This window comes from Mycoplasma sp. AC1221 (assembly GCF_054353815.1).
The window spans coordinates 1-24986 of the sequence record NZ_JBTHHH010000013.1 but is presented as its reverse complement, the minus strand read 5'-3'; the positions used below and the strand labels follow the sequence as shown (position 1 = coordinate 24986).

24 protein-coding genes are annotated in these 24986 nt (G+C 27.7%); 8 read left to right on the top strand and 16 right to left on the bottom strand.

The annotated features are described in order from the left end of the window. Position 1 precedes the first annotated feature (1 nt). From ACXYRK_RS02900 to ACXYRK_RS02885, 4 genes are read right to left on the bottom strand one after another with little or no spacing between them, the layout of a single operon-like run. Positions 2-607, bottom strand: a complete 606-nt coding sequence (locus tag ACXYRK_RS02900) for an MSC_0623 family F1-like ATPase-associated protein (RefSeq protein ID WP_458597649.1) — start codon at positions 605-607, stop codon at positions 2-4. After that, positions 597-2165, bottom strand: coding sequence for an MSC_0624 family F1-like ATPase-associated membrane protein (locus ACXYRK_RS02895; RefSeq protein WP_458597650.1), 1569 nt, complete (start codon positions 2163-2165; stop codon positions 597-599). Before ACXYRK_RS02895 ends, ACXYRK_RS02900 begins: the two co-directional genes overlap by 11 nt. Continuing rightward, complete coding sequence (gene mip / locus ACXYRK_RS02890; protein ID WP_458617986.1) at positions 2152-4899, bottom strand: Ig-specific serine endopeptidase MIP; 2748 nt, start codon at positions 4897-4899, stop codon at positions 2152-2154. Before mip ends, ACXYRK_RS02895 begins: the two co-directional genes overlap by 14 nt. A gap of 8 nt (positions 4900-4907) precedes the next feature. Then, complete coding sequence (locus ACXYRK_RS02885; RefSeq protein ID WP_458614711.1) at positions 4908-7346, bottom strand: putative immunoglobulin-blocking virulence protein; 2439 nt, start codon at positions 7344-7346, stop codon at positions 4908-4910. Between the two features lie 250 nt (positions 7347-7596). On the opposite strand from ACXYRK_RS02885, the gene ACXYRK_RS02880 reads away from it, so the two are divergent. Continuing rightward, positions 7597-8406 carry an HAD hydrolase family protein gene (locus tag ACXYRK_RS02880; protein WP_458614356.1) on the top strand — a complete coding sequence of 270 codons (810 nt, stop codon included), beginning with the start codon at positions 7597-7599 and terminating at the stop codon, positions 8404-8406. Between the two features lie 15 nt (positions 8407-8421). Here the strand turns inward: ACXYRK_RS02880 and dnaJ are convergent, their stop codons facing one another. The 4 genes from dnaJ to ACXYRK_RS02860 are packed head-to-tail and all read right to left on the bottom strand — an operon-like array spanning position 8422 to position 11483. Continuing rightward, positions 8422-9537, bottom strand: a complete 1116-nt coding sequence (gene dnaJ / locus ACXYRK_RS02875; RefSeq protein ID WP_458617984.1) for a molecular chaperone DnaJ — start codon at positions 9535-9537, stop codon at positions 8422-8424. 51 nt (positions 9538-9588) lie between these two features. Then, a complete protein-coding gene (locus tag ACXYRK_RS02870; RefSeq protein ID WP_458597655.1) occupies positions 9589-9999 on the bottom strand; it encodes an MHO_1590 family protein in 411 nt (136 codons plus the stop codon). Continuing rightward, positions 9983-11056, bottom strand: a complete 1074-nt coding sequence (locus tag ACXYRK_RS02865) for a hypothetical protein (protein ID WP_458614358.1) — start codon at positions 11054-11056, stop codon at positions 9983-9985. The genes ACXYRK_RS02870 and ACXYRK_RS02865 overlap by 17 nt, the downstream gene beginning before the upstream one ends. After that, on the bottom strand, positions 11037-11483 hold the full coding sequence (locus ACXYRK_RS02860) for an MG284/MPN403 family protein (RefSeq protein WP_435128739.1): 447 nt from the start codon (positions 11481-11483) through the stop codon (positions 11037-11039). Before ACXYRK_RS02860 ends, ACXYRK_RS02865 begins: the two co-directional genes overlap by 20 nt. A gap of 161 nt (positions 11484-11644) precedes the next feature. On the opposite strand from ACXYRK_RS02860, the gene mnmE reads away from it, so the two are divergent. Genes mnmE through rsmA form a run of 3 tightly spaced genes read left to right on the top strand, consistent with a single transcriptional unit; the run spans position 11645 to position 14576 of the window. After that, entirely contained in the window at positions 11645-12997 is a 1353-nt protein-coding gene (gene mnmE, locus ACXYRK_RS02855) for a tRNA uridine-5-carboxymethylaminomethyl(34) synthesis GTPase MnmE (RefSeq protein ID WP_458597657.1), read from the top strand. Further along, complete coding sequence (locus ACXYRK_RS02850; RefSeq protein WP_458615135.1) at positions 12997-13800, top strand: TatD family hydrolase; 804 nt, start codon at positions 12997-12999, stop codon at positions 13798-13800. The genes mnmE and ACXYRK_RS02850 overlap by 1 nt, the downstream gene beginning before the upstream one ends. After that, entirely contained in the window at positions 13800-14576 is a 777-nt protein-coding gene (gene rsmA / locus ACXYRK_RS02845; protein ID WP_458615136.1) for a 16S rRNA (adenine(1518)-N(6)/adenine(1519)-N(6))-dimethyltransferase RsmA, read from the top strand. The genes ACXYRK_RS02850 and rsmA overlap by 1 nt, the downstream gene beginning before the upstream one ends. A gap of 23 nt (positions 14577-14599) precedes the next feature. Here rsmA and ACXYRK_RS02840 read toward each other — a convergent pair whose 3' ends face one another. The 8 genes from ACXYRK_RS02840 to ACXYRK_RS02805 are packed head-to-tail and all read right to left on the bottom strand — an operon-like array spanning position 14600 to position 21024. Beyond that, complete coding sequence (locus tag ACXYRK_RS02840) at positions 14600-16540, bottom strand: transketolase-like TK C-terminal-containing protein (protein ID WP_458617982.1); 1941 nt, start codon at positions 16538-16540, stop codon at positions 14600-14602. Then, complete coding sequence (locus ACXYRK_RS02835) at positions 16533-18065, bottom strand: PTS ascorbate transporter subunit IIC (protein WP_458617980.1); 1533 nt, start codon at positions 18063-18065, stop codon at positions 16533-16535. Before ACXYRK_RS02835 ends, ACXYRK_RS02840 begins: the two co-directional genes overlap by 8 nt. 9 nt (positions 18066-18074) lie before the next feature. After that, positions 18075-18350 (bottom strand): PTS sugar transporter subunit IIB, encoded by a 276-nt coding sequence (locus ACXYRK_RS02830; protein ID WP_435128722.1) that lies wholly within the window; start codon positions 18348-18350, stop codon positions 18075-18077. After that, on the bottom strand, positions 18340-18789 hold the full coding sequence (locus tag ACXYRK_RS02825) for a PTS sugar transporter subunit IIA (protein ID WP_458614363.1): 450 nt from the start codon (positions 18787-18789) through the stop codon (positions 18340-18342). Before ACXYRK_RS02825 ends, ACXYRK_RS02830 begins: the two co-directional genes overlap by 11 nt. Positions 18790-18797: 8 nt before the next feature. Then, positions 18798-19094 (bottom strand): hypothetical protein, encoded by a 297-nt coding sequence (locus tag ACXYRK_RS02820; protein ID WP_458614364.1) that lies wholly within the window; start codon positions 19092-19094, stop codon positions 18798-18800. After that, the gene (locus ACXYRK_RS02815) at positions 19087-19758 is read right to left on the bottom strand and encodes a hypothetical protein (protein WP_458615140.1); all 672 of its coding nucleotides are present in this window, start codon (positions 19756-19758) and stop codon (positions 19087-19089) included. The genes ACXYRK_RS02820 and ACXYRK_RS02815 overlap by 8 nt, the downstream gene beginning before the upstream one ends. After that, complete coding sequence (locus ACXYRK_RS02810; RefSeq protein ID WP_458615141.1) at positions 19748-20386, bottom strand: hypothetical protein; 639 nt, start codon at positions 20384-20386, stop codon at positions 19748-19750. Before ACXYRK_RS02810 ends, ACXYRK_RS02815 begins: the two co-directional genes overlap by 11 nt. Then, entirely contained in the window at positions 20386-21024 is a 639-nt protein-coding gene (locus ACXYRK_RS02805) for a beta/alpha barrel domain-containing protein (protein ID WP_458615142.1), read from the bottom strand. Before ACXYRK_RS02805 ends, ACXYRK_RS02810 begins: the two co-directional genes overlap by 1 nt. Before the next feature lie 328 nt (positions 21025-21352). Here ACXYRK_RS02805 and ACXYRK_RS02800 point away from each other — a divergent pair, with 328 nt between their 5' ends. From ACXYRK_RS02800 to ACXYRK_RS02785, 4 genes are all read left to right on the top strand, one after another. Further along, positions 21353-22099 (top strand): hypothetical protein, encoded by a 747-nt coding sequence (locus tag ACXYRK_RS02800; protein ID WP_458614368.1) that lies wholly within the window; start codon positions 21353-21355, stop codon positions 22097-22099. Between the two features lie 242 nt (positions 22100-22341). Further along, entirely contained in the window at positions 22342-22527 is a 186-nt protein-coding gene (locus ACXYRK_RS02795) for a hypothetical protein (RefSeq protein WP_458614369.1), read from the top strand. After that, positions 22518-24053, top strand: coding sequence for a S8 family serine peptidase (locus ACXYRK_RS02790; protein WP_458615143.1), 1536 nt, complete (start codon positions 22518-22520; stop codon positions 24051-24053). Before ACXYRK_RS02795 ends, ACXYRK_RS02790 begins: the two co-directional genes overlap by 10 nt. 313 nt (positions 24054-24366) lie before the next feature. Next, positions 24367-24936 carry a hypothetical protein gene (locus tag ACXYRK_RS02785; protein WP_458615144.1) on the top strand — a complete coding sequence of 190 codons (570 nt, stop codon included), beginning with the start codon at positions 24367-24369 and terminating at the stop codon, positions 24934-24936. Positions 24937-24986 lie beyond the last annotated feature (50 nt).

The window sequence follows — 24986 nt, the reverse complement described above, 5'->3', positions numbered from 1 at the left end:
TTTATTCTTCTTTTAAAATATTATTATTAAAGAAAAGTTTTAAAGCATTGGTATATTTTGAAATAAATAAAACTATGTTAGGTAGAATTTCAACAACATAACCACCTAGTAGCAACCTTAATAAAGATAAATTAATTTCATTTAATAAAATTTCAAATTTGTCTTCATTTTGGTTAGGATTTTCAGTTAGATAAACCTCTCCGTCAACTTTTTGATATTTAGCAATTTCTAAATTTAATTCATCTATATTTTCATCTGGGTTAACAACCAAATCAAAAGATTGTGTTTTAAAACTTATTGCTTGATTATTAGATGATTCATATTTAGCTAACATCGGAACTAGTTTGTTAAGACTAAATTTTGGATTTAAATTAAAAGTAATTACAAATTTTTGAAAAAGTAAATCATATTTATTTTTAAATGCCTTTTTAACTTGTTCCTCAAAGTTTTCAAATTCCTTTGAATTAAAACTTGAATTAAGTTTTAACAAAACAGAAGCAAAGAATTGTTTGTAACTGACGAATTTTGATTCTGAAACAAGTTGGTTATATGAGTTATAAACCTCTAAAAGTTCAGGTGTTTCAACTAGTATAGTTTTATTTTTCATGAGTAATTACTCCTTTATTTTTAGATGCAAAATTAATTTTTTGTAATCAAACATAAGTGTAAATAAGAATTGAGATAAAGAACAATCCGACAACAATTAAATTAATAATGGTAAGTATTTTAAGTAAGGAAATTGGGGTAGGTGCTGATATCAACATAAAGTTATCTTGAGCAACTAACAAGTGATTTAAAGCATAGATAAAGATTAATGAGCTATGTAAAAATAAGGAACTAAGAATTGCAAAAATTGATAATCGATTTATATTTTTATGACGAACAATATAATGAATATAAATTGCTGCAGAGAAGATAGTTATCGCAAAGACATTATATACATAATCGCTTGGGCTAGATATAACAAAGATTGAAACTGTTAATAGCATTCATAACAATCCTTGTGTTAAGGACATATAAATGGTAAATAATGCAGTATTTTTATTTTTTCTAAAGAAAAATTCAATCCCAACAAAATATCCAGCTGTAATTAAGAATCCAATTACTATGAATAAAATGTATAAATAATTATATGAATCACCACCATCTAATAAGGTAAGACGATTTCGCAAATTGATAGTCATTGTTTTAATAACTAATAACAATAAAACACCTATAATAGCAAAATATAAAACAAATTTATCTTTAGAAGCATTATCAGAAATTTCATTTTCACTATAACGAAGTACTTTTTTGATATTTGCTCCTAAAATAGATAAACCAACTAAGATAAATAATAAAATAATGATTACTAGGTTTTTAGCAGCTTTAACATTAAATAATGCATCAACAGCTGCTCAATAAGAGTTTTTGCTTGAAAATAATAAGTATTCTGAACCTTTTATTAATTCGTTACCTGGGACTGTTGCTCTAATGGTATCTGGATTTTCTTGTGTAGGTTCAGGAAAATAAGCATTTGCATCTCATAAAAACATATTAATTAAGGTAAATAATAACAAGATAGTATGTGAAACTATTTGAATTACCAAAGGTCATATTGAAGCATATAAAAGTGGTTCTGATTTACGTTTATAAATATAAGTATATATTTCATACGCAACATTAATTAAAAATAGCGGAATTAATAAATAATACAAATTAAATACATCGTGAGCGATTGTTGTGGTATCTTTGGTTAATGCAAAAAAGAGTGAAAACAATGATATAAGCGATAAAGTGAAATATAGTAAATAAAAAATTAAATAGGTTGCAATACGTTCTTTTTGTTGTTCTATTGATTTGAAGTTTTTAAACACTGAATAAAAGAACACAAATACAAGTGGACTAAAGCGCAGCATTATTACAGCATTATCTTGCCTTGAAATTACTGAATTAAAGTTAAATAAATCTGAATATGGTTTATCCGAAGCAGATTGACTAAGTAATGATGTAAGGAAAATAGATTTATCTAGCAAGTTGACAACAACTAACACCGAAATTACAAAGAAAGAAACTAAAATATATTTATAAATAGTGCTTCATCAACTCTGCGATTTAGAATTAAGTCGATTGCTATAATCATTATAAATTTTACGATTGATTATGACTTTATTAATTTTGTTCATTATTTTCCTTGGTATTTTGATATGTTAATAGATTATTAGTAAATTTAAATTGTTCTGGGATGTTTTCGCTTGCAAATCCATTTGGAAATAAGTTAGTTTTACCGATATTTAACTTAGACATTGCTTCACGATATGAATTCTTTTGATCTTTTCCACCACCATAAATTAAATCATATTGTGGTAAATTATAGCTTCCATATAATCCATTATAACTGTATCCTTCGGATCTAAATGCTGCTGCTAAACCGGTTCTTGCTGTTGGATTAGAATAATGATAAATTCCAACTAACTCGTTTTTTTGGTTTCGAACCGACGAACCAGATGCACCACCACCTGGAGCATATCAACGTGGCATATATTCTAAACCAAAGTTAATATATTGCTTATTATCATCAGATGTATATAGGTTTTGTAACGGACTTTTACCGTGAGATAAAACAGGTGCAGATAAGAAAGCATCAGTAAGGCCGGGTTTATCAATAAAGGTCCGATATGCTAAATCATATGATAAACGGTTCCCACGAGCAAGTCGTTCTTGGGTTTTTTGATCTGAATCGTTTTCTCCTACCTTATAGTCATAAAAATCAGGATCAGAATTAATTCATAAGGTCCGATAATATTTTGCTACATTAATTTGGTCATCATCAATATTTCTTTTTAGATAAAAATCTCTTCAACTACCTGAATCAGCTAACGGGAAACCTAGAATAAATAATTGATCGTATTTATTTAATGAATTTTCTTCGTTTTTCTTAACTGCTAAGGGGACATTAATCTTTTGATAATCTTTTAAATACGAATTAGGTAAGAATTTAACTTTTTTATCATCTGGTAAGTCCTTATAATCATTAGTAACCAATTTTGCTAATGCTGCAGCATTGGATGCTTCATTAGTATTTATCAAAACTTTTGATAAATCCGCTTTTTCAAAATCTATTTCTACTACTGCAAAATCAGCAAATTCTTCTACATTTTTATATAAATCTTTTTGTGGTTCTGCTAAATAATCTGATGGTTTCGTTTTAAGAAAATCACGTGCATCAAAAACTCTACGAATTGCTTCCTTGTTAAATCCAAAAGTTCTAAACATTGCAGGACTATTTAATCCAACTAATTTTAAGGTATTTAACACAGGATTAACATCCTTATTCATTCTGGTTATTCCAAAACCAACAAACCTTCCTTCTTTAATCGCATCAGCAACATGTAAATTAGTTCCAAAATAAAACTTAGTTGGGTAGCTTCCATCATCTGGAATTTGATAATCCATAATTCACATTGTTCCACCAATATTATCTTGTTGTTTAGCAAAAATAGGTAGGGTAATTAATGAATTATAAGCAACAGATGAATTAATTTCATTTAGAACTCTTTGCTTTACATCAGCAGGGAAATTTGCTGCTTCAAGTTGCTTGCGCATTGGTGCTTTATAAATTTCTAAATAATCATTTACAAGTTTATTAACTTTTGTGTAATCATTATTATTTTCTTTAACAAGTTCGTTATAAACTTCATCACGAACATATTCTTTTCATTGCGATCCTGGATTTTTAGTAAGTCTTTCAGTGTAATATTTAACTCTTTGTGGATCACTTAATTTTTTTATAAATTCAGTTAAATCTTCTTTGTTTTCAAGTATTTTAGCAACTTGATTACGAATATTTTCATCACCGGAAACTAAGAAGTTCCCAATATTAATTGCATATGTTTGTTTTGCAATATCAACATATGTTTGATTAGGTAGTGTACGAGCTAATCCGGTTGTTTTAAACGGTTCTTTCTTACCATATGAATCAACTCAACTCGGATGTGCTGGTTGTGATTCTTGATTAATATATAATCCATCCACACTCCCATCTGATTTATAAACAGGTGTAGAAAAACCTTTAACAACACTGCTACGATAATCAGAAACACCTACCGACGCTGCTTTTTGATTAAAACTTGCTATTTCAGATGCACTTGTTTTTTTGAAAAGTCCACCACTTAAACTCTCCCAAGAACCATCAGCAGATGCATATTTAACAAATGAATCAGTATATTTTTGATTATCATAATCATATCTTTGTTTTAAATCTTTATTAAAGTAGGTTTTGAATTCGTCATTACTTGGAGCAGGGATATGGATAGTTTCTTCCATACCTTGCTTAAATCCACTGATATCATAACTTTTCACAATGGTATCTTTTTTATTAGTAGGATTGGTGAATTCAACATATATAGTTAATTTACCTTCTTGATTTGCCTTAGCACGATTATTTCCATCTAAAGTTGCATTAGTTAAAACTGCATTAAACTGATTTATGTAGTTATCTTTAACCTTAATGCTTCAATTTTGCAAGTTATCAAAAACTTTTGTAGGAAGTGTATTTTCTTTTGTGGTAGGAACTAATGTGTTTGTCGCAACTAATTCAAATTGGTCATCTGGTTTTAATGAATTAACTATTGTAGCAAATTCTGCTTTTGATATAGGTTTAACTGGTTTTTGCACACCAACAGATTGTCCACCTGAACCATCGGAAGAACTTGAACTCCCTGGGTCATTAGAACTTCGTGTTCCATCCTGATCAGAAGAACTTTTTGCTCCTCCTGAATCGGTTGAACTAACTGAACCACCTTTTGTTACTGAACCATTAGTATCTTTTTTGTCCTCTTTGGTTCCACAAGCAACAGCAATTGTTGCTGGAATTAATAAGGATGCAGATAAAATACTAAATCGTTTTATTTTATTCATATAACCTCCTAAGTTAATGTAAGATCATCTTCTTGTTGACTATATACAGCAACTGTATATCCATTTGATTCAAGTTGTTTTTTTAACTCTATTGCTTGTGGTTGTACATAAATGGTCGTTTTATTAAGTTGTTTAGCTAAATCAAATAAATCTTTTAAATAACCTAATCCACGTGATGTTAATTGATCTGAACCGGTTAAATAAACATATTTAGTTGTATTGTTGTTACTAAATATTATTTTTGCATCTGGTGGACCCGGTTCTCCTTTAGCGATGTTTTCAAAACCTGCATCATTTAATTCTTTAGAAGAAATGTTAAAGTATTCTGAATCATTAAATAATAATAATCTTTTAATTTTTCTTGGAGCATTTGATGTTTTAACTACATCTGAGAATACTAAACCATGCAATGAACGAATTGATGGTGCTCTAGAAAAATCAAGACCTAACGGATAACTGTTTCCACTTTCATTGTTATCGGGATGGTTTCCACCTCCGCTTTGTCCTTCAAATATTTTTTCATTATTTCTAGTTCAATATGCCATTCTTAAACCATCATTAATTCTTGAATATGGATCAGAAGTGTTCTTTTTTATATCACTTTCTTCAAAAGCAAGAGAGTCAAATACAATTCTAGTAGCTATATTTGAATTCGCTGGATAATCTCTACTTACATTATAATCTAGTGTATTAACCCAAGCGGTTTTACGAAGAGCTAACGGGTTAATTGATCATTTTTCTGAAAGTGCATTTCCGGTTGTATATAAACCTAATTCATCGATTTCTTTGTATTCTAGCTCTATTAATGCAGATGTATTTGCAGCAGATGCATCAAAGAATAATTCTAATTGAGGAATTTTTTGAGGTAATAAATCTAAAATTTCTTTAAATTTCTGATTCGCCGATGCTGCACCCATATTTAAGAAACGATATGAAGTAATATTAATATTATCTTTTTTAAATCCTTCCAAAAGTTCTTTTGTTTTAGCATATGCTTTAGAATCAAACATATTAATTTCTAAAACAGTTCCTTCATTAAGTTGTCCATCAACTTTTTGCTTTGCTGTAAGTTTATAAATATTAATACCTTTTATTCCTTGAATATCATATTTAGCAAATCTTGCTTCATATTTTATATCAGTTTTATTTCAGTCTTTATAATTACCACTTAAAATTGAATCACCATCACGGCCAAATGGTCCTGAGATCCTAAAGGTTCTCCTAGTTTCATTATCTCTTGTTTGTACACCTAAAACTGAGTTAAATTCATCTGGTTGACCAAATGCATGTGAGTTAATTTTTCCATCTTCAGTGATATAAATTTCTCTCGGATCTAAAACAAATCCTTTTTGTAATTCCGAATATGCACTTGGATCTATTTGGGTAAATTTAGAAAAGTCAATATTTTCTATTAAGAGTCAATCACGAACTGTTTTATCAGGGTAATTTTTAAATTTTTCATAATCAGCTGGATTCTTTAAAAAATACTTGATATTAGGTGAATCTATTAATCTACTGTATTGATATCGTTTTTTTTCTCAAACTCATGGTTGTTGATTAATATAACTTTGAATATTAGCATCGCGTTCAGTTTCTGTTTTATATTGTTTATCATCAAAAATTTGCTTAATAAACCCTATTGTATCATTCGGATTATCATGTATGGTTTTAAATGCTGCAACTGCATTAGATAAAACCCTGTTAGTCAGTTGGTCTGTAACTGTAATACTATTTAGAACCTTATTTATTTCCTGTGAATATGGTCTTCGATTAGCGATATCACGTTCTACATCATATTGAGCAATTGTTCTTCCTGGATTTTGTGTAACATCTGCATCAACAGGTACACCTTGAATATATATTTTATTCGATTGTTCTTGTTTAGGACTAAAGTTTTCTTGTTTTTTTACTTCCTGCTTTGGAGGTTGAGCAATTGGTAATTCTTTCTTTTCGTCTTCTTTTGGTGGGGTTATAACGATTTGTTTTATTTTTTGCGCTGAAGCAGGTTCACTCTTCTTTATTTCTTGTTTTGTTTCAGGTTTTGGTTCATCTTTTTTCTTTTCAGGAACTTGTTTTAACTCTTGTTTTTCTATCGGTTTTGGTTTTTCAATTTGATTTAAAATAACTGTTTCCTTAGTTTTTGTCACTTCTTTGTTTTCATCAACTTTTTTAGTTGTCTTAACAGTAGGTTCATCTATTTTTTTAACCTTTTCTTTTGGTTTAGGTAAATTTAAATCAACAACTGAACTAATGCCAGCTGTTATATCAGTATGATTTATATTTTCTAAAACTGGTTTATTAATTGATTCAGGTAGGTTGCTACTATTATCTGACGATGAGGTGGGTGAAAAATTATACAGGACTGATCCAGTGACACTTGAAACAAGTGATGTACCAACTACTAAACCACTTAATATCAAATATTTTCGTTTTAATTTTATACTCATATGACACTCCTTCGATTGACACGTATATATATATATATATATGAAATATATGCATACATATCTACTTAAAATGTCTTCTATACTGTTATTATAGTATTTTTACTAAAAATAAAAGATTTTTTTCTTTAAAAAGTTTTTACTTTTATTTTCTAATGCAAAATTATATTATTTTTTCATTTTATAAAAGAAATTCATAAAATTTTTTTATAGCAGTATTTTATAGTAAATTATAATTTTGTATAATTAATTTATGAATAAACCTAAAATTATTTTTATTGACTTAGATGGAACAGCAATTGATGGTCCTGGAGAAAAGTTTTGACAAAAAGAAGTAACCGAATTTACTAAGGAAATAGTTAAAAAAGTTCAAAATTTTATTCCTATTGTAGTTTCAACAGGACGTGGGGTTAATCCTAAAACTCTTGCTATTGTTCAAAGTTTAGGTTCAAGCTCTTATATTGCTTGAAATGGTGCTCAAACAGTTATAAATGGACAAGTTGTCCATTCAGTTGTTATTCCAAAAGATATTGCTAATGAATTATTTGATGAAATAAAGAAAAATAAATGCTTTGTTGTTTATGATTCTAATCCAAGAGAACATGCATATACCAAAAACTGATTTTATCGTCTAGTAATGGGTTTTGGTAAAAAAACAGCAAAAAAATATTCACAATATAATAAAGATTTCGAACCTGCTAAAGCATTAATTTGAAGTCCTTCAAAAAATAAAATTTTAAGATTAGCTGAAAAATGAAGCGAAAAATTTGATGGAAAATTAAATGTTTCATTATCTGGAAGTAACAATATTATCGAAATAACAAATGTAGGTATTTCTAAGGGTGCAGAAGAGGCAAGATTATGTGAATTATGGGGAATTGATCCAAAAGAAGCAATGCATATCGGTGATTCAATGAATGATGCATCTGCTAAAGAACATATTGGTAAATTAGTTGCTATGGCTAATGCTGTTCCTGAATTAAAAGAAATTGCTGATCAAGTTACAAAATTTCCTTGTTCTGAATCTGGATTAGCTCGTTATATAGAGCAATTTATAAAATAAGCAGATTTTATCTGCCTATTTTAATGTCTTTTGAATTTGTTTATAAATATCAGAATTAGTTGTATCTGAAATCTGTGCAAGAACTTCATTAAGTAGTTTTGCTTCTTTTCTGGAAATATCAGGAACTATAAAACTTAAAATAACAATTAAATTACCAACTCCATATTTGTTTTTAACGCCCTTACCTGGAATTCTAATTTCTTGACCAGATACATAACTTCTTTTTAATGTATAACTTACATCGCCATAAGGTGTAGGAATAATAACATCTCTTTCTGCTAGCACATCGAAAACTGATACTGGATAATTTAAATATAAATCATTATCTTTGCGTTTAAAATGTTTATGTGGTTTAATACGTATTTGAATATACATATCTCCTGATGATCCACCATTAATTCCTGGTTCACCATAACCATCGAGTCTTAATTCTCTACCATCATCTATTCCTTGTGGGATTTGTAAGTTAATAGTTTTAAGTTGTCTTTCATATTTGTTACCACGACATACACTACATTTTTTAACTATTCTTTTACCAACTCCACCACAAGTTCCACAAACAACATGCTGTTGCATTTGTCCAAAGATACCACGTGCCACTTTGGTTACATGACCACTACCTCTACATGTTGAACAAGTTTGGATATCAGATGCACTTTCAGCTCCACTTCCACCGCAATGTAAACATGTTTCATTTTTATACATCTTTTGTTTAATATTTTCACCCATTAAAGATTGCATAAAAGTAATTTCCATTGTTGCATGGATATCTTGACCCTTTCGTGGTTGATTGCTTGTTTTGCGAGAACCACCACCAAAACCTGAAAATATTGATTCAAAAATATCACCAAACCCTTCGAAACTACTTGCAAAATCCGAATAATTTGCTCCATTTGCATATTGTCCATTTGCTCCAGCATGTCCAAATTGATCATATGCACTACGTTTTTTAGAATCTGAAAGCACTTCATATGCTTCATTTATTTCCTGCATCTTTGTATGACTATCTGCATCAGTTGATTTATCTGGGTGATATTTTTTAGCTAACGAACGATAAGCTGATTTAATCTCTTGCTCGCTTGCTGTTTTACTTACTCCTAAAACTTCATAATAATCTCTCTTTGTACTCATAGTATTTAAATTTTAGCACATTTTTTGTTTATTTGCTAATTTTTTAATTTTTTATTCTTCTAATTTAATAAGATACTTTTTAATCTCACTATCACTTTTATCACTATATTTTAATAATAAAAGTATTTCTTTTTCATTTATTTGTTCATAATTAAAATCAATTTGCCCTTTTTCCTTAGCAAACCTACGGATAATATCTTTGATTATTTCTTCAACTATTTTTTTATCTAAAATATAATTACCATACTCGTCTTCTTGAACATATTTAGCAAAATACCTAGGTTCTAGAATTGGAAAAGATGTTGCTATCTCTTTCTCTTTAATAGGAACCGTATCTTCTTTATTAGTATTCTCTTCTTTAACTTCTTCTTTTTTATTTACTACTGTGTATATTCCATAACCAACTCCTGCAATCGAAAAGCCTACTAATATAGATATTGTGAATTTATAAATCTTCTTCATTTTTCTTTCTTTTAATTCACTGATTAAGTTTAAAAGTATTTATGTCATAGAGTTTCTCAATTAAAACAGAGTATTTAAAAATTTGTTTTTTAAATTCTTCTGAATTATTTATCGGCAATTCTTGAATAATTAATGAATTCGCTTTACTTGGTTTGCTCAATGCTTTAAAGTTTTGTTTGCGGTTGATTATAAACTTTGCATAATTTGTTTCAATGTAAAACTTAGAATTCAACTCACCTGAAAAGTTTTTATTTACTACAACTGAATTATCAATTTTTTGAATCAATTTTGCATCTTCTGCCTTTGCAGATGTAACAAAATCAAAATTGTAGCTTATCTTATTAATTCCTGCTACTTTTTTATCTGCTAATTCTATCTTTTGCTCTTTTTTATCTTTATCAAAACTTGCTGCATAATTACTTTTTATTACATTAAAAGACGTGGAGTTTGGTAGATATTTTTCTATTTTTTCATCATATGATTTATCGCGATAAACATATAATTTTAAAGGTGTTGTCACACCTTTTGATGTATTTAAATCATCAAAAGTTAAAAAGACATTCCAATACCTTTTGCTAATCTCTAACTTTTTATTATGAATACGATAAGTAATAGAATAAGGGATTAAAAGTTTTGCTAAATTTTCTTTTATGATTAAATTATCAACATAATTTTTAATATGATTTTCTTGGATTTTGATTTTTCTTAAAGGTTTATCATCATCGGTTGCTAAAACTATCGAAATTTGCTTGTTCTCATTAGTTAAATCATAAATTAAACCAAATCTTTGCAAACTTGCATCAAAGATATCGTGATCTTTATTACCATAAAAAATATGCACTTTGTATTTATGAAGATTTTCAACTGCATTTGCACCATTTAAAGTTCGAAACAAAATTACAGTTTTCTTTGCACCTAAATTTCTTATAATTTCTATTTCAAAATTTCTGTTAAATGTTTTTACAACTTGATTATCTTCAATATTATATGTAACATTTTCAACAATTAACTCACTGCTTCGCTGGACATCATCATAATTATAATAATAAGGAATCATAAAAGTAACCTACAAACTGATTAATTGCATCTTTTTTATACTTATAAAAGGTTGTTTTAGAAAAGTGTTCTTCATATCAAGTTGTTTTACTCCTAGTTGCACGATCTAAATAGCATTTTTCAATAATCCAAGCATTTCGTGGTGTAAGATAATTTAAAATTGTGTGAATAATATCATTTTTATCATTTAGTTTTCTTTCAAAATTTTTTAATTCAGCAATCCTATTTTCTTCTGTCTCTAAGGTATTAAAACGAATCCTAATCAATTTCTTACGAATATGATCTAAATATTTTTCATATGAATCAAATAAGGATTTCATAATTTTTAGTTTAAAATTATAGTTGTTTTTGTTCTTTAATAATGTGTCTTTTTTTAAGTCAATTTTAAATACAAATTGATCATCTACGTACGGTTTTATTTCTGCCATAGTTTTCCTTTTTCTGAGGTTTCCCCTTTTAATTTATAACATTTATAAATATAAAATTATGGAAATTATTACAGACGAACTAAATACGGACTAATACGGGAATTTTTAATTGAAATTCCACATTTTTTTTACATAAATATATAATTTTATATAATAAGAAAATGAACGAAAATATAGCAGCAATTAGTAGTGGTTCACGAATAAATCAACCGATTTCTATTGTTCGTGTAGCAGGTCCAGATGCCGTTAAGATAGTTAAAAAAATTTTTAATGGTAAGGTTGGAGATGATCATCAAATTACATATGGTCATATTTTTGATAACGATATTTTAGTTGATGAAGTCTTGATAATGTGGTTTGTCGGTAAAGAATCGAAAGGAAAAATAATTTATAACAATTATGTTGGTGAACCCTTGATTGAAATTAATTGTCACGGTGGAATTGTAGTAACAAATAAGGTATTAGAACTACTTTTAGCAAATGGTTGCAGATTAGCAGAAAAAGGTGAATTTACCCGTAGAGCATTTTTAAACGGTAAAATGGATTTAGTTAAAGCAGAGGCGATACATGATTTAATTATGTCACAAACTACTTCACAAGCATTTGCAAGTGTAAATAAATTTAACGGTAAAGCATCACAACTGATTGATGAATTTTCTAATGATTTAGCTTTATTAATTGGTATTTGTGAAGTAAATATTGATTATCCTGAATATGAAGATGTTGAAAAAGTTTCTACTCCTTTGATGCTTGAAAAAGTTGAAAATTTAATTACAAAACTTGAGCAAATTGTAAAAGTTTCTGAAGATAGTAGATACATTTTTGACGGAGTTCATGTTGCTCTTTTAGGTAAACCTAATGTTGGTAAAAGCAGCATTTTAAATACATTATTAAGCGAAGAAAAAGCAATTGTAACTGATATTGCAGGAACCACCAGGGATTTAGTTGAAGCAAGTTATCAAATTAATGGGATTTTATTTAAACTTATTGATACAGCAGGATTAAGAAAAACAACAGAAGTAATTGAACAAATTGGGATAAAAAAATCACTTGAGCAAATTCAAAAAGCTGATTTAGTGGTTCACATCCTTGATCCAAGTCAAAAAGAAGATGAATTTGATGAAATGATTTTTAAAGAGAGTCAAAAACTAGGGAAATTTTATATAAAAGTTCAAAATAAATCGGATTTGGTTAATAATAAAAATACTAACATTGTTAATGTTTCTGCTTTGAATAATGACATCAAAGAGCTTGAAGAAGCAATGGTTAAGAACTTTGCAGATATTAACATTTTTGATGAAAGAATTTTTAATAACACTCGTCAATTATCACTAATAAAATCTGCACTAAATTCAATCAAGGAAGCAAGAAAATCCTTACAAAACGATCAAACTTATGATGTGATTATTATTGATTTATATAATGCTTGAGATGAGTTGCAAAATATCAAAGGAAACGCTAATCGCGAAGACCTTTTAGATGTGATGTTTGCAAACTTTTGTTTAGGAAAATAATGTCAAATAAAAAAAACAAATTTATCGACGCTCATTGTCATTTGTTTACAGAGTATTATAAAAAAGAAGAGATTGAAAATATCGTTGCTGGCATTAGCAACAACAATATTGAATTTATAATTAATAACGGGGGCTCTCACAAAAACAATCTTGAATGTATCAATCTTGCTTTGAAATATCATTTTATAAAAGCTTGCATCGGTATCCACCCCGAATCTGGTGAAGGTGAAAATGGCTATCTGCAAGTTGAAAAACTTCTAAATGAACATCAAAATTTAATTGTAGGAATCGGTGAAATAGGTTTAGATTATTATTATGAAGATGGTTTATCAAAAGAAAAACAATTGCTTAGTTTTGAAAATCAAATAAAATTAGCAAATAAATATAATCTTCCTGCTGTTATTCATATCCGTGATAAAGAAAATGTATATCAAGCTTACCGAGATGTCTATGAGATATTAAAAAAATATCCAAATTTAAAATGTATGTTGCATACTTTTGCAGGAGATTTATATTGAGCAAAGAAATTTATGGAGTTTAAGAATTTATACTTTTCTTTCAGTGGTGTAATAACTTTTGGTTCTGCAGATAAAACCAGAGATGTTGTTAAAATGCTTCCTCTTGATAGGTTTTTAACTGAAACAGATTCTCCATATTTAAGGGTACATCCATATCGCAACCAAATAAACGAACCTAATACAGTTGTTTATGTTGCTTATTATATTGCGGGTTTAAAATCAATCGGAATGGATAAATTTGTAGATCGAATTAATCGAAATTTAAGGAAGTTATTTAACTTATAATGAAAAATGCGGTATATGCTAAAAAGAAGTTTGGACAAAACTTCTTAATTGATAAAAATATTATTAATAAAATTATTAATCTTGTTGGAACATATGATTATATTGTTGAAATAGGTCCAGGTAGAGGTGCATTAACATTGCAACTTATCAAAATTGCTAAATCTGTGTATGCATATGAAATCGATCCGGATATGGTGAATATATTAAAAGAAAATATCAATACAGAAAGCTTATTTATCTACCAGCAAAACTTTTTGAAAGTCGATTTATCAAATCTACCTAAAAGCATTATTGTTGCAAATATTCCTTACTATATTACAACTGATATTCTTTTTAAAATTTTTGAACATCGAGATAAATTTTCAAAAGTGATTTTGATGGTGCAAAAAGAAGTTGCTCAGCGCATTATTGCAAAATATAAAAGTAAAGAATATTCCAAACTTTCGCTTTCTTGTCAATTTTTAGCAAATGTAAAAATAGAATTTATGGTTCCTGCTTCTTGTTTTTCCCCTGCTCCAAAAGTAGATTCAGCAATTATTTCCTTAGAATTTAAAGATAATATTGATAACTACACCTGAAATACGTATAAAGAATTTTTTAAACTGTGCTTTATAAACCGTCGTAAGAAGCTTATAAGTGCATTGAAAAGTGTTTATTCGATGTCTAATATACAATTTGCTTATAACTGTCTTAAAATGCACGAAAACATACGAATCCAAGAGATTCCAATAGAACAAGTGATTTTGCTGTATCAATATTTAAATAAACGAATATAAAAATCTGGCCTAAGCCAGATGTTTTATTTGCATTTTTCTAAAAAACTTTTAACTTTTGTTAATATGTTTTCACTTGTAAACCCATTGAGATGATATACAAAGTCTCCGGGGGCTGAGTGACCAAAATCTTTGGCAAAATGTCCATCGAATTTTTGATATAAAGCTAATTTATATCAAAGTGGATCATTTGATGCTTCAACTGCAAAGTTAGGAAGTTTGTCTAAACCAAGTTTTGAAATTAATTCACTGTCATCTAGCAATAACTGTAATGATGGAACTGAAATCACATTAGCAACAATATCACTTCTTTTTAGTTCTTCGGCTGCTTTATATACTAATTCAACTTCTGAACCTGATGCAAGTAAGTTTACAACAGCTGATTTATTTTGTGAAATAAAGTAGGCAGGTTTAAATGTTTCTTTTTGTAAATTAAATGACTTCATTGGTTGACGGGTTGCAATAATTGCTGATGGTGTAGATTTTGAATTCAATGCATATTTAAATGAATTCAACATCTCATTTTCATCACAAGGACGAAATACTAGATAGTTCGGAATACTTCTTAATGTTGCAAGTTGTTCAACCGGTTGGTGGGTTGGTCCATCTCCCCCAACCTGATATGAATCGTGACTAAATACAGCGATGTTTGGCAGTTGCATAATCGATGATAATCTCAATGCTGCCTTTCCATAATCGGCAAAAACTAAGAATGTTGCCCCAAATGTTGGCATTCCAGAATGTAATGCAATCCCGTTGTTAATTGCAAACATTGCAAACTCTCTAATTCCGTATTTTACATTACGATCACTGTTAAATCCTACTTTTGTAGCCCCTCTTAAGTCAGCAGAACCTCCTAAGAAGTTTTTGTGATTTTTATCCAAATAAATCATAATTTCATCAACATAGTTTCTGGATGCTTGATTAGTTTGCTTAAATTGAAAATCTTTGAAATCAAAATGTTTTTCTTTGTTAATAAGTTGTTTTAATTCAGAAGCTAATTCAGGATATTCAGTTTGATAAGCTTCTAATTTCTTCTCTCATCTTGAATAAAATCCATGTTTAGTCTTTAATAATTTTGAACCAAATTGATATGCATTTGGATCATATTCAAACGGATTAGTGTAAGATAAACCTAAATTTTGTTTATATTCTACTGTCGCTTTTTCATCTAAAATTCCATTATGTCCTTTAGGTGAATTTGCAACCTTAGTTCCGAAAGCAATTGTAGTAGGAACCTGGATGTAACTTGGACGTGTGCTTTTTTTAGAGTGTTCTAATGCAGCTAAAATTGTAGCAGGATTATTGTTTTTTAAAATTTGCACATTGAAATTTAATGCTTTGAAATATTTTTCAAAATTGATATTATTTACTTCTTCAGAAGCTGTATCAATTTGCATATTATTATAATCATGCACTAAAATCAATGAATCGAGTTTATTAGTCCCAGCAAAGGCACATGCTTCAAGAGCAACTCCTTCTTGAAAGTCTCCATCTCCACAAAGAGCAATAACATTATGATTAATAATGCGATGTCCTTCACGGTTGAAACGATTTGATAAATGTTTATTTGATAAAGCCATACCAACAGCCATACCAACCCCTTGCCCTAATGGTCCAGTTGATGCATCAACATAATCCAGTTTTTCAATTTCTGGATGTGATGGTGTTTTAGAATCATACATTTTATGTTGTTTGATATCTTCTAAGGTAAGTAATCCCATCAAATGATACAATGAATAAAGGCCCATTGAACCATGTCCTGCTGATAAAACAAAACGGTCGCGGTTAAATCAATGTGGATGTTCTGGTGAGAATTTTAAGCTTTCTCCAACAATGGCATAAAATATTTCTGAAGCACCAAGTGCCATTCCGATATGTCCTTGTTTTGCGTGATTAATTCCATCTATTGCTACAGCACGTATGTTAGCAATGAAATCTTTATGGGTAAAGTTTTTTTTATGCATTTTGTAGTTGATCCTTCTTTCTTTTGTCAAAAACAAATCTTTTGATAAGTCCATCTGTGACTAAAGCAAGATAACCAGCAATAATTATTCCAAAAGCTACGAATTTACCAACTTTTGGTATTAAACCAAGGATACCAGGAATAAATCCAATAAAGTAATCAGTATCTCCTCAGTTAAGTGATGTTATAGAAATATTTTTAGATGTTTTTTCAATTAGCACCCCTAGTTCATTTGTTGCTGTTGGAGCTCAATTTCCTGCTACAAAGATTACAGGAATGAATGTGATAATTAAACCTACCACAAATGGTCCAACAATTGCACCAATGATACCTCCTTTGATATTTCCAAACACCCCCGATGTTGCACCTAAGAAAAAGTGAGGAACTAGTCCTGGTAGCACAACAGCAGGTATTAATGCCGCTTTACCAAGTCCAATCGTGATGAACATTCCTATTATACCAGCAATAAACGAAGAGATAAACCCAATTATTACAGCATTCGGTGCATATGGAAATACTACCGGACAATCCACAGCGGCTTTAGAATTTTTAATTAATTTATCACTAAATCCTTTATACATCGGAACTAGTTCACCAACAAATAATCGCACCCCTGCTAAAATTATTTCTACCCCTGCTGTAAAGGTAAACGCTTGCACAAACATTGTAATAACTCAGTTTCCTGATGCTAAAACTTCATATGCAGCAGGTGCATTTTTAGCATTAATTTTACCTATTTCATATAGGATACCACCTGGTAAAAAGGCAGCTAAATAGAAAACAAATACAGTTATGGAAATAGAAACTAAAGTATTTCTAAAGAAAAATAATGATTGGGGAAATTTAATTTCTTCAGTTGATAAAACTTTTCCTTTCTTTAATTTATTAATTCCTTCTCCTATTAAACCTGATAATGCATATCCGAATCCACCAGTATGTCCTAGTGCAATTTCGTTGCTTCCAATAATTTGTTTCATATATCTTTGTTGGACTGCAGGAGAAAGCACCATATAAATTGCCATCAAGGCAGATGAGGTAAATAAAGCAAGAGCAAAGTCGCCTGGTTTATGTTCAAAATCAAACCCAATGACATACATAACTGCTGCTAACATTAATGAACTGTAATAAAGCACATGTCCAGATAAATAAACATATTTAAATCTTGATGTAAGTGCTAAAACAATGTTTAACAGCATCGCTACCAGCATTACAATTGAACCTAGGGTAGCAATTGATGGTAATGCTTGAGCAAGTGCTCCTGCAAATGCATCGTTGTTTGGAATAATTCCATTTAATCCATAAACTGATTCAAAAACAGGTTGAAACTTATTAAGTGAACCAACAAGTACACCTGCTCCACCACCTAGGATTAAAAATCCAACAATGACTTTAAATGTAGAAATTATTACTTGGGATGCCTTCTTACGTAGCACCAAAGCACCTATCATTGTAAAAATTCCAACTAATAGGGCAGGTGTACCGACAAATGCCTTTAAAAATCCAAGCAATCATAATAAAAATGCCATACATCCTTTCTAAACTAAGTTTAATAATGCTTTTAACTTAGTTTCTAATTCGGTTTTTGATAATATGTTGGTTAAAACAACCATTCTTTCTTTTGGAAAATCTAGTGCTGGAGCAACATCTGCTCCAACTACTACATAATCTACACCATTTTTGCTAAATGATGAAATATTAGTGTGTTCAACACTGTCATATTCAACACCTAATGAATCTAAAACTGATTTAACATTCATCTCTAATAGTAGCGATGAACCCAAACCAGAACCACATACACATCTAAAATTCATATTTACTCCTTGTTAATAAATTTATAAATTCACTTTTATCACTTACTGCTAGTGCTTTTGATTTGAAATCTACATCCATAAAGTATTGTGCAAACTGTGAAATCAACAGAAAATGAGAATCATTATCTGGAGCAGATAATGTGATAATTATTTTTGCAGCTTTTTCTTTTTGGCCATTAAAAACTATTTCTTTATCCAAAATTAATGTTGATGTTGCTGGTTCAATGCAGTGTTCTCCTGCTGGTGCATGCACTAAAGCAATACCTTTTTCTAAGACATAATATGCCCCATATTTTGTTGTTGATTCTAAAATCATTTCTTCAAGTTTTCAAGTTGCTTTTTTATTTTCAACTAGCATTTTTACACCGATATGGATTGCTTGTTTTCAGTCTGTTATATCTTTTCGAAACTCTAGCATACTTAAATCAAATAATTTCATCTTTTCTCCTATTTAAATTTTATAAATGCGACAGTAATAAACAAAACAAACAACAAAATAAGCATTATGATAAAAGTTAAGAAAATTATTTTTCCGCCTTTGGTGGTTGTTTTGTGCTTATATTCCTTTGGTACTGGTAAACTTTTAATATAAAAGAATTTATTTGGATTCTTAGCAATTATTAATGATTCATTTTCTTTTTGCTTATATAATTTTTTTAGTTGTTCATCATTTAATGATTTTAAATACTCCAAATCCATTTCATATTTATAAATAAGGTGTTCAATAATTTTCTCTTTATTCATCATTTCCCCAATGCTTAAATTTATAAACAATTTCACTAATAAATTTGATATAAAAATTACTATATTTGCTTAAGATAAATAATTTTTTATACTTTAAATAACTCAATATCAATACAAGATGTTGGTTATAAAAATTTTCTATAAAATAATTTTTTGTAAGTATATAAATTTGTTTAGATAATTTATAATTAACTGCAAAATCTATTGTTATTACAATCATTATAAAAGACAAAATAACAATAAAAGCAATTCAAAAGTTCATCATTAAAACTATTCATAAAAAAGTCGTTAATATAAATACAAATCACTTTAAAATTTCTTGGTTGATATTTCATTTAGCACTTGTTTGTTTTGTTTTATAATAAAAATAAACTAAGTTTACTAAAGCATATATATTTGAATCAAGATGCTCCTTATCAAGATATAAAATTGATTTTTTAATATCCAATGATGTTTTAAAATAAGAAGTTTTTAAACTGATAGCAAAAGATTTATGATGTCTTGCTTCTACATCTTGCTTTAACTTAACCAAAAACCTATCATTAATATTCAACCCAACTCTTTGATACTTAATTTTTAAATTAAACGAATAAACAAAATGAATAAATAGTTGAATGAGTAAAATTATTATTAAAACTAATGCCCCGAAGATGTTAAATTGCATTATTGTTATTTTTAAATAAGTTTCTTTTTAATAACATCTCAACAACTTTTTCTGGATTTAAATTCTTTTTTGATAACTGTGAAATTTCTTTTGAAAGGGAGTTTATATTTAAGGTACGATATGGACTATTATTATCGATTAATTCAAATGATATATTTTCATCTATGAGTATTATTATTTCAAAAAAGTCTTTAAATTTATGTTTCATTCATTTATTAATTTCATTTAATCAACTCATTTTAAGGTTTTCTTTATATTTACTTTTTTTATTTGCTTGCAGCAAGATTCCGTTTGAATCTATCTTTATTTTTTCAAAATTTGAACTTGTTATAATGTTGCTAATAACAAAAATTTTTTCTTGTGTTATTACAACACCACTTAATATTGAAAATCCTTTTTTAGCAAAAGAGTTTTTTATTAAAATATTGGTTAAAACACTTGATTGAGTAAGGTTTTTTAAGATTAATAACTTATCTACTGTTGCTTTTGATGTGTATCCTATATTGTTATTGATATTTTTAGCATCCTTATTGTTTGCTTTCAATCAAATTCTTCAGATAATAACACCTATTAAAATAAATCCTAATAAAGTTGATAAAACTATAATAATAATAGTTTGGAAAGTCATTAAAAATTATCCTTTCATCAGTTACAAAAATCTTTTTCATCTGCAAATGAGTATATGATAGATCCACCAATCGCTACATCTATATTATGCAAACTAAATAAATATGCATTTTCTTTTCTTAAACCACCATCGCTATATATTTTGATGTTCGAGTTGATATTTTTGATAGTTTTTGTTTTATCAAGAAGTTTAGGACTTAACTTTTTTCCTGTTCCTCCTATAACATCAATTGTCATTAAAAGTATTTTTTGTGAATTTATAATAATATTTTTATAGTTTATCGGATCATCATTTGCTTGTAGCATAATCCCAAAATCTATATGTGGATAATTATTTTTGATTTTATAAAATTCTGTATTCACTTTTTCAGCAGGGATAAATATTGTTTTAAAACCTATATCAATTAGTTTTTTGATATGAATATATGGATTATTTAACATCAAATGCACATCAAAATGCACATTTTTATATCTATTAATTAAAAACTCTGCTTGATCAAATGTAACCCCAAAATTACTTACATAAACCCCATCCATAAAATCAATATGAATGTGTTTCATACCATTTTTAACTAAACTATCAAGTTTTGATAACGAAATGTATGAATTAAGTGCAGCAACAGATTGTGAATATTTCATAAAATCTCCAATTACCCAGAAATAATTTTATGCTTCCTATATATATATATATATAGCGAATAAAGTTGTGTAATATAGGATATTGATGAATATTTTTTCATATTTTTGCCACATTATGATAATTTAATTGAACAAGTATAAAAAAATAGTTTATAAGTATATATTTTAAAAATGGTAAACTAGTCACTCATAAGCAAATATAACATTCAAGCTACAATATTTTTAACTAAATTAATGCATTAAATATTTCTAAATCAACCAAAATACATCTAATCAATAAATTAAAAATTTATATTAGATATTCATATATAATTTTATAAGGAGAATAATGAAAGATATATATTCGATCTTAATTTTGTTATTAATAGTTGTTTTTTCCTTTAAATTCATAAAGGACACTTTCGATGTAAGAAAATATTATATAAATAATGTTATTTATAAAACTACTAAATCATGAATGTTATATAACTGAATAATCTTACTTTTTTTTGCTACCATAACTTTTATTTTTTTATTATTATTTTCTGCAAAAGTTATTTTAATAAAAAGTTACACTGAAAAACAACAAGAAGAAATCATTAACATAATTTGGTATAAAACTTGAATAATATGAGTATATATTGGTTTGTTTTTAATTTATCTATCATTAATTAGTTTTAATATATATTTTTATATTAAAACTAAAGTAAATATGCATATAAGTGATCAAGAATTTAGCAATTTTGATAAAAATCGCATAAACGATTTTTCTGTTGAAAATTCATATTTAATAAAGCGCAAAAAACAACGTAGTGGGGTTATCGAACAACAAATTCGTTTTCAAGACTACATTTCTGTTGCTAGATTAAATAGATGATTTGGTAAAAAATTATTTTATAAGTCAATTGTAAATCGATGTTTATATTTTTATTTAAGACAACCACAAAAACTGACTGCTAAAAGTCAGCAGTTTAAAGATACTAATGAAGCTTTATTAGTTTTAATTCACGCTGCTGTAAGATTTATAAATAACATATCAATTAAAAAAATAGGGATAAACGAATTATGAAACATTACTAAGAATTTAATTAACTAAATTGTATAAAAATAATATGCAAAAAGATTAATAATATTGAAATTTATTAAGCTTTTTTTGTTACTTTTATATATTATCAACATTTTTCGTTTATTATTTATTTAGATATTGCATAAAAGGAGTGTAAATATTAAAAAAACTAATTAAAATGAATTTAAATATTAAACCTTATATTTGCTATATCTAAGAATCAACTATTATTTTATTAGTAGTTGTTATTTATAATAAATTAAGGAGTTGTATTGAAAAAGAAAATTAAGATGCTAATAGGAACTTCATTATTTATTACATCAATAGTTCCAATGGTAATTACATCAAACATAAATAAGAATTTTAATCAGAAAATAACTATATCAGAGAACTGGTATGATAATTTTAAAGAATTTAAAATAGAAGTTAGAGATTCATTTTCTATCAATTGTCATTAACTAAAAAAAGGTTTAATGATAATAATTTTGAACTTAAAATTTTACTAAATCATCAATATAACCTAAATGATGACACACAGAACCCTAATATAGTTTTTTATAAGAGCAACGAATTTATTAATAATGTAAAAATTACCGGTAATTCATTTAAAAATTATCTAGTAAGTGAAGAATTACCAATTGTATGGTTTTATTTTAATAACGAAAAACAGAGAGAATTGTTTGTTAAGTCACTTAAAGAAGATGAAAATATAGCAAAAATTATTTTATATACAAATAATATGAAAATCCTCAAATCAACAGTAAACGATAATTTTCTTTCTGACCTTTATTTCGATAAATATACTGGATCATCTGGTGGTGGTTCAAGTAATACAAATTCGTATAATTTTTCAAAATATGATATATTAAACAAAAATGATATATTTAAAATCTTAAATTTTGAAAATGGATATAAAAAGAGTTTAACAGAGACAGATAATAACAGTTTAGATGTAGGAGTTTTAGAATTTGGTAGTGTTTTTGATAAATTTAAGACAGATAATTTTTTCGCAACTTCCGTAGAATTTCTAAATAATGATATAGATAACAAAAATAATACATGAGAGCATTCGTTAAAAGTATCATCAATTATTGGTGGTGAAGAAGGTTTCGATAAATCAGCAAAATTATATATTGCTTCATTCAACTCTAGAAATTGCGACTGACAAACTAAATTGGAAAAATTAATTAAATATTATGGTATTAGAATAATTAACCATAGCTATGGTATGGAAAAAGATTGATATAACAGATTTTATTCTGAAGAGAGTTTCTTGTTAGATTATTTATCGCGCAAGTATGGAGTGATTAATGTTATTTCTGCCGGAAACGAAAATATCGGTGATCAAAATTCTGGTTGAATCAATAATTATTCTCTTTCATACAATTCTATAACTGTCGGTGCCCTTGATAAAAACTATAAATTTCCAGTCAAAAACAACAAATTAGCATTATATTCAAATTATAAAACAGATAATGCTAATGGTGGTCCAGCAAAACCCCTAGTTGTTGCTCCAGGTTATTTTAATTTTAAAGATAGTGATGGTAGGGAAGGAACATCGTTTGCTGCTCCTGCAATAACCGGATTAATTTCAACATTATTAAAATTAAAACCTAATTTAAATAATGAATTTAGAATTCCAGTAATCAAAAGTATCCTAAGTGCAGCTGCTATTTCGATAAGCGACAAAGAACAAATAAAAAACAAAAACGGATTTAGTGATAAATACGGTGCAGGGATTCCAGATTTTAATAATATGTTAATTGCTGCTAAAAATATTGAAACTTTTTCTGCAACTGACTTTGGTTTTCTAGATTCTATAAATAAAGAAAGCAAACATTTTAATGCTTCAAAAGGTGATACCATAAAAGCATCATTATCATGACTATTTAATGCTGGAATAACTTCATTATTCGGTCATTCTGGGTTTCCACTTATATATCCTGATGCTGATACAAGAACATATAACGGTCCTTTTAAATAACATGCAGAAACACTAGAAAATAAAAATGAATTAACTAATGAGTTTTATGGTCCATTTTTATACAAACAACTAAAAAAATTCGGAATTTCACAATCTTATTCTGATAATTATAAAGGTTTTTCTGATTATAACTTATCACTTCAAGAATTTGTTGATGGTAAATGAATTACTATTGATACTTCTAATTCAAACGATTCAAATGATGAACTTATAGAATATAAAGTAATTCACGACGGAGTTTTTAGGTTATTAGTTACAGGTTTTTGAAGTTCTTTTTACAAATATTCAATAAAGGATTTAATAGCATTTACATATGTCATTCAAAAAGAAAATAATTAGATTTCTAATCACTTCCTTACCAATATACACTTCTGTGTCTGTTGCATGTGGATCTAAGGTTGAAGTTAATAAGGGATCGGAAAATAAACAAGAAACTTTACCTAAAATACAGTTAAGCGAACCTGAATATCTAGAAAGTATTAACTTAAAAACTCCTTTATTTGTGAATCTTATTAAATTGAAGCAACAGCAACAGAGCATTATAACTTCTAATAGTGTTTTATTTGACCAATTTATATTACAACTTTTTAACAAACGAAATCGTAATGAAAAACGATTTAATTCTAATTTTAAATTTATAAAAGATGATTTTCTCAGTATTAAAACTGAGCAAGATTTTTATATTAATATCGTCTCCCTTATTAACAATTTGTATACTTATCTGGGTTTAAATAAAACTTTAACAGACAAGCAAATAGTAGAAATATTTGAAAATGATTTTTTAAATAACAAAAATATAAGTAATATTCTTAAAGATAATGATATTATAATAACTGACAAAAAGATAATTGAAGTTCATTTGGATACGATTATATTCTTATAGATGAAGATAAATCAAATATAGATGTTGTTTATGCTCTAAAAGCAGAACCA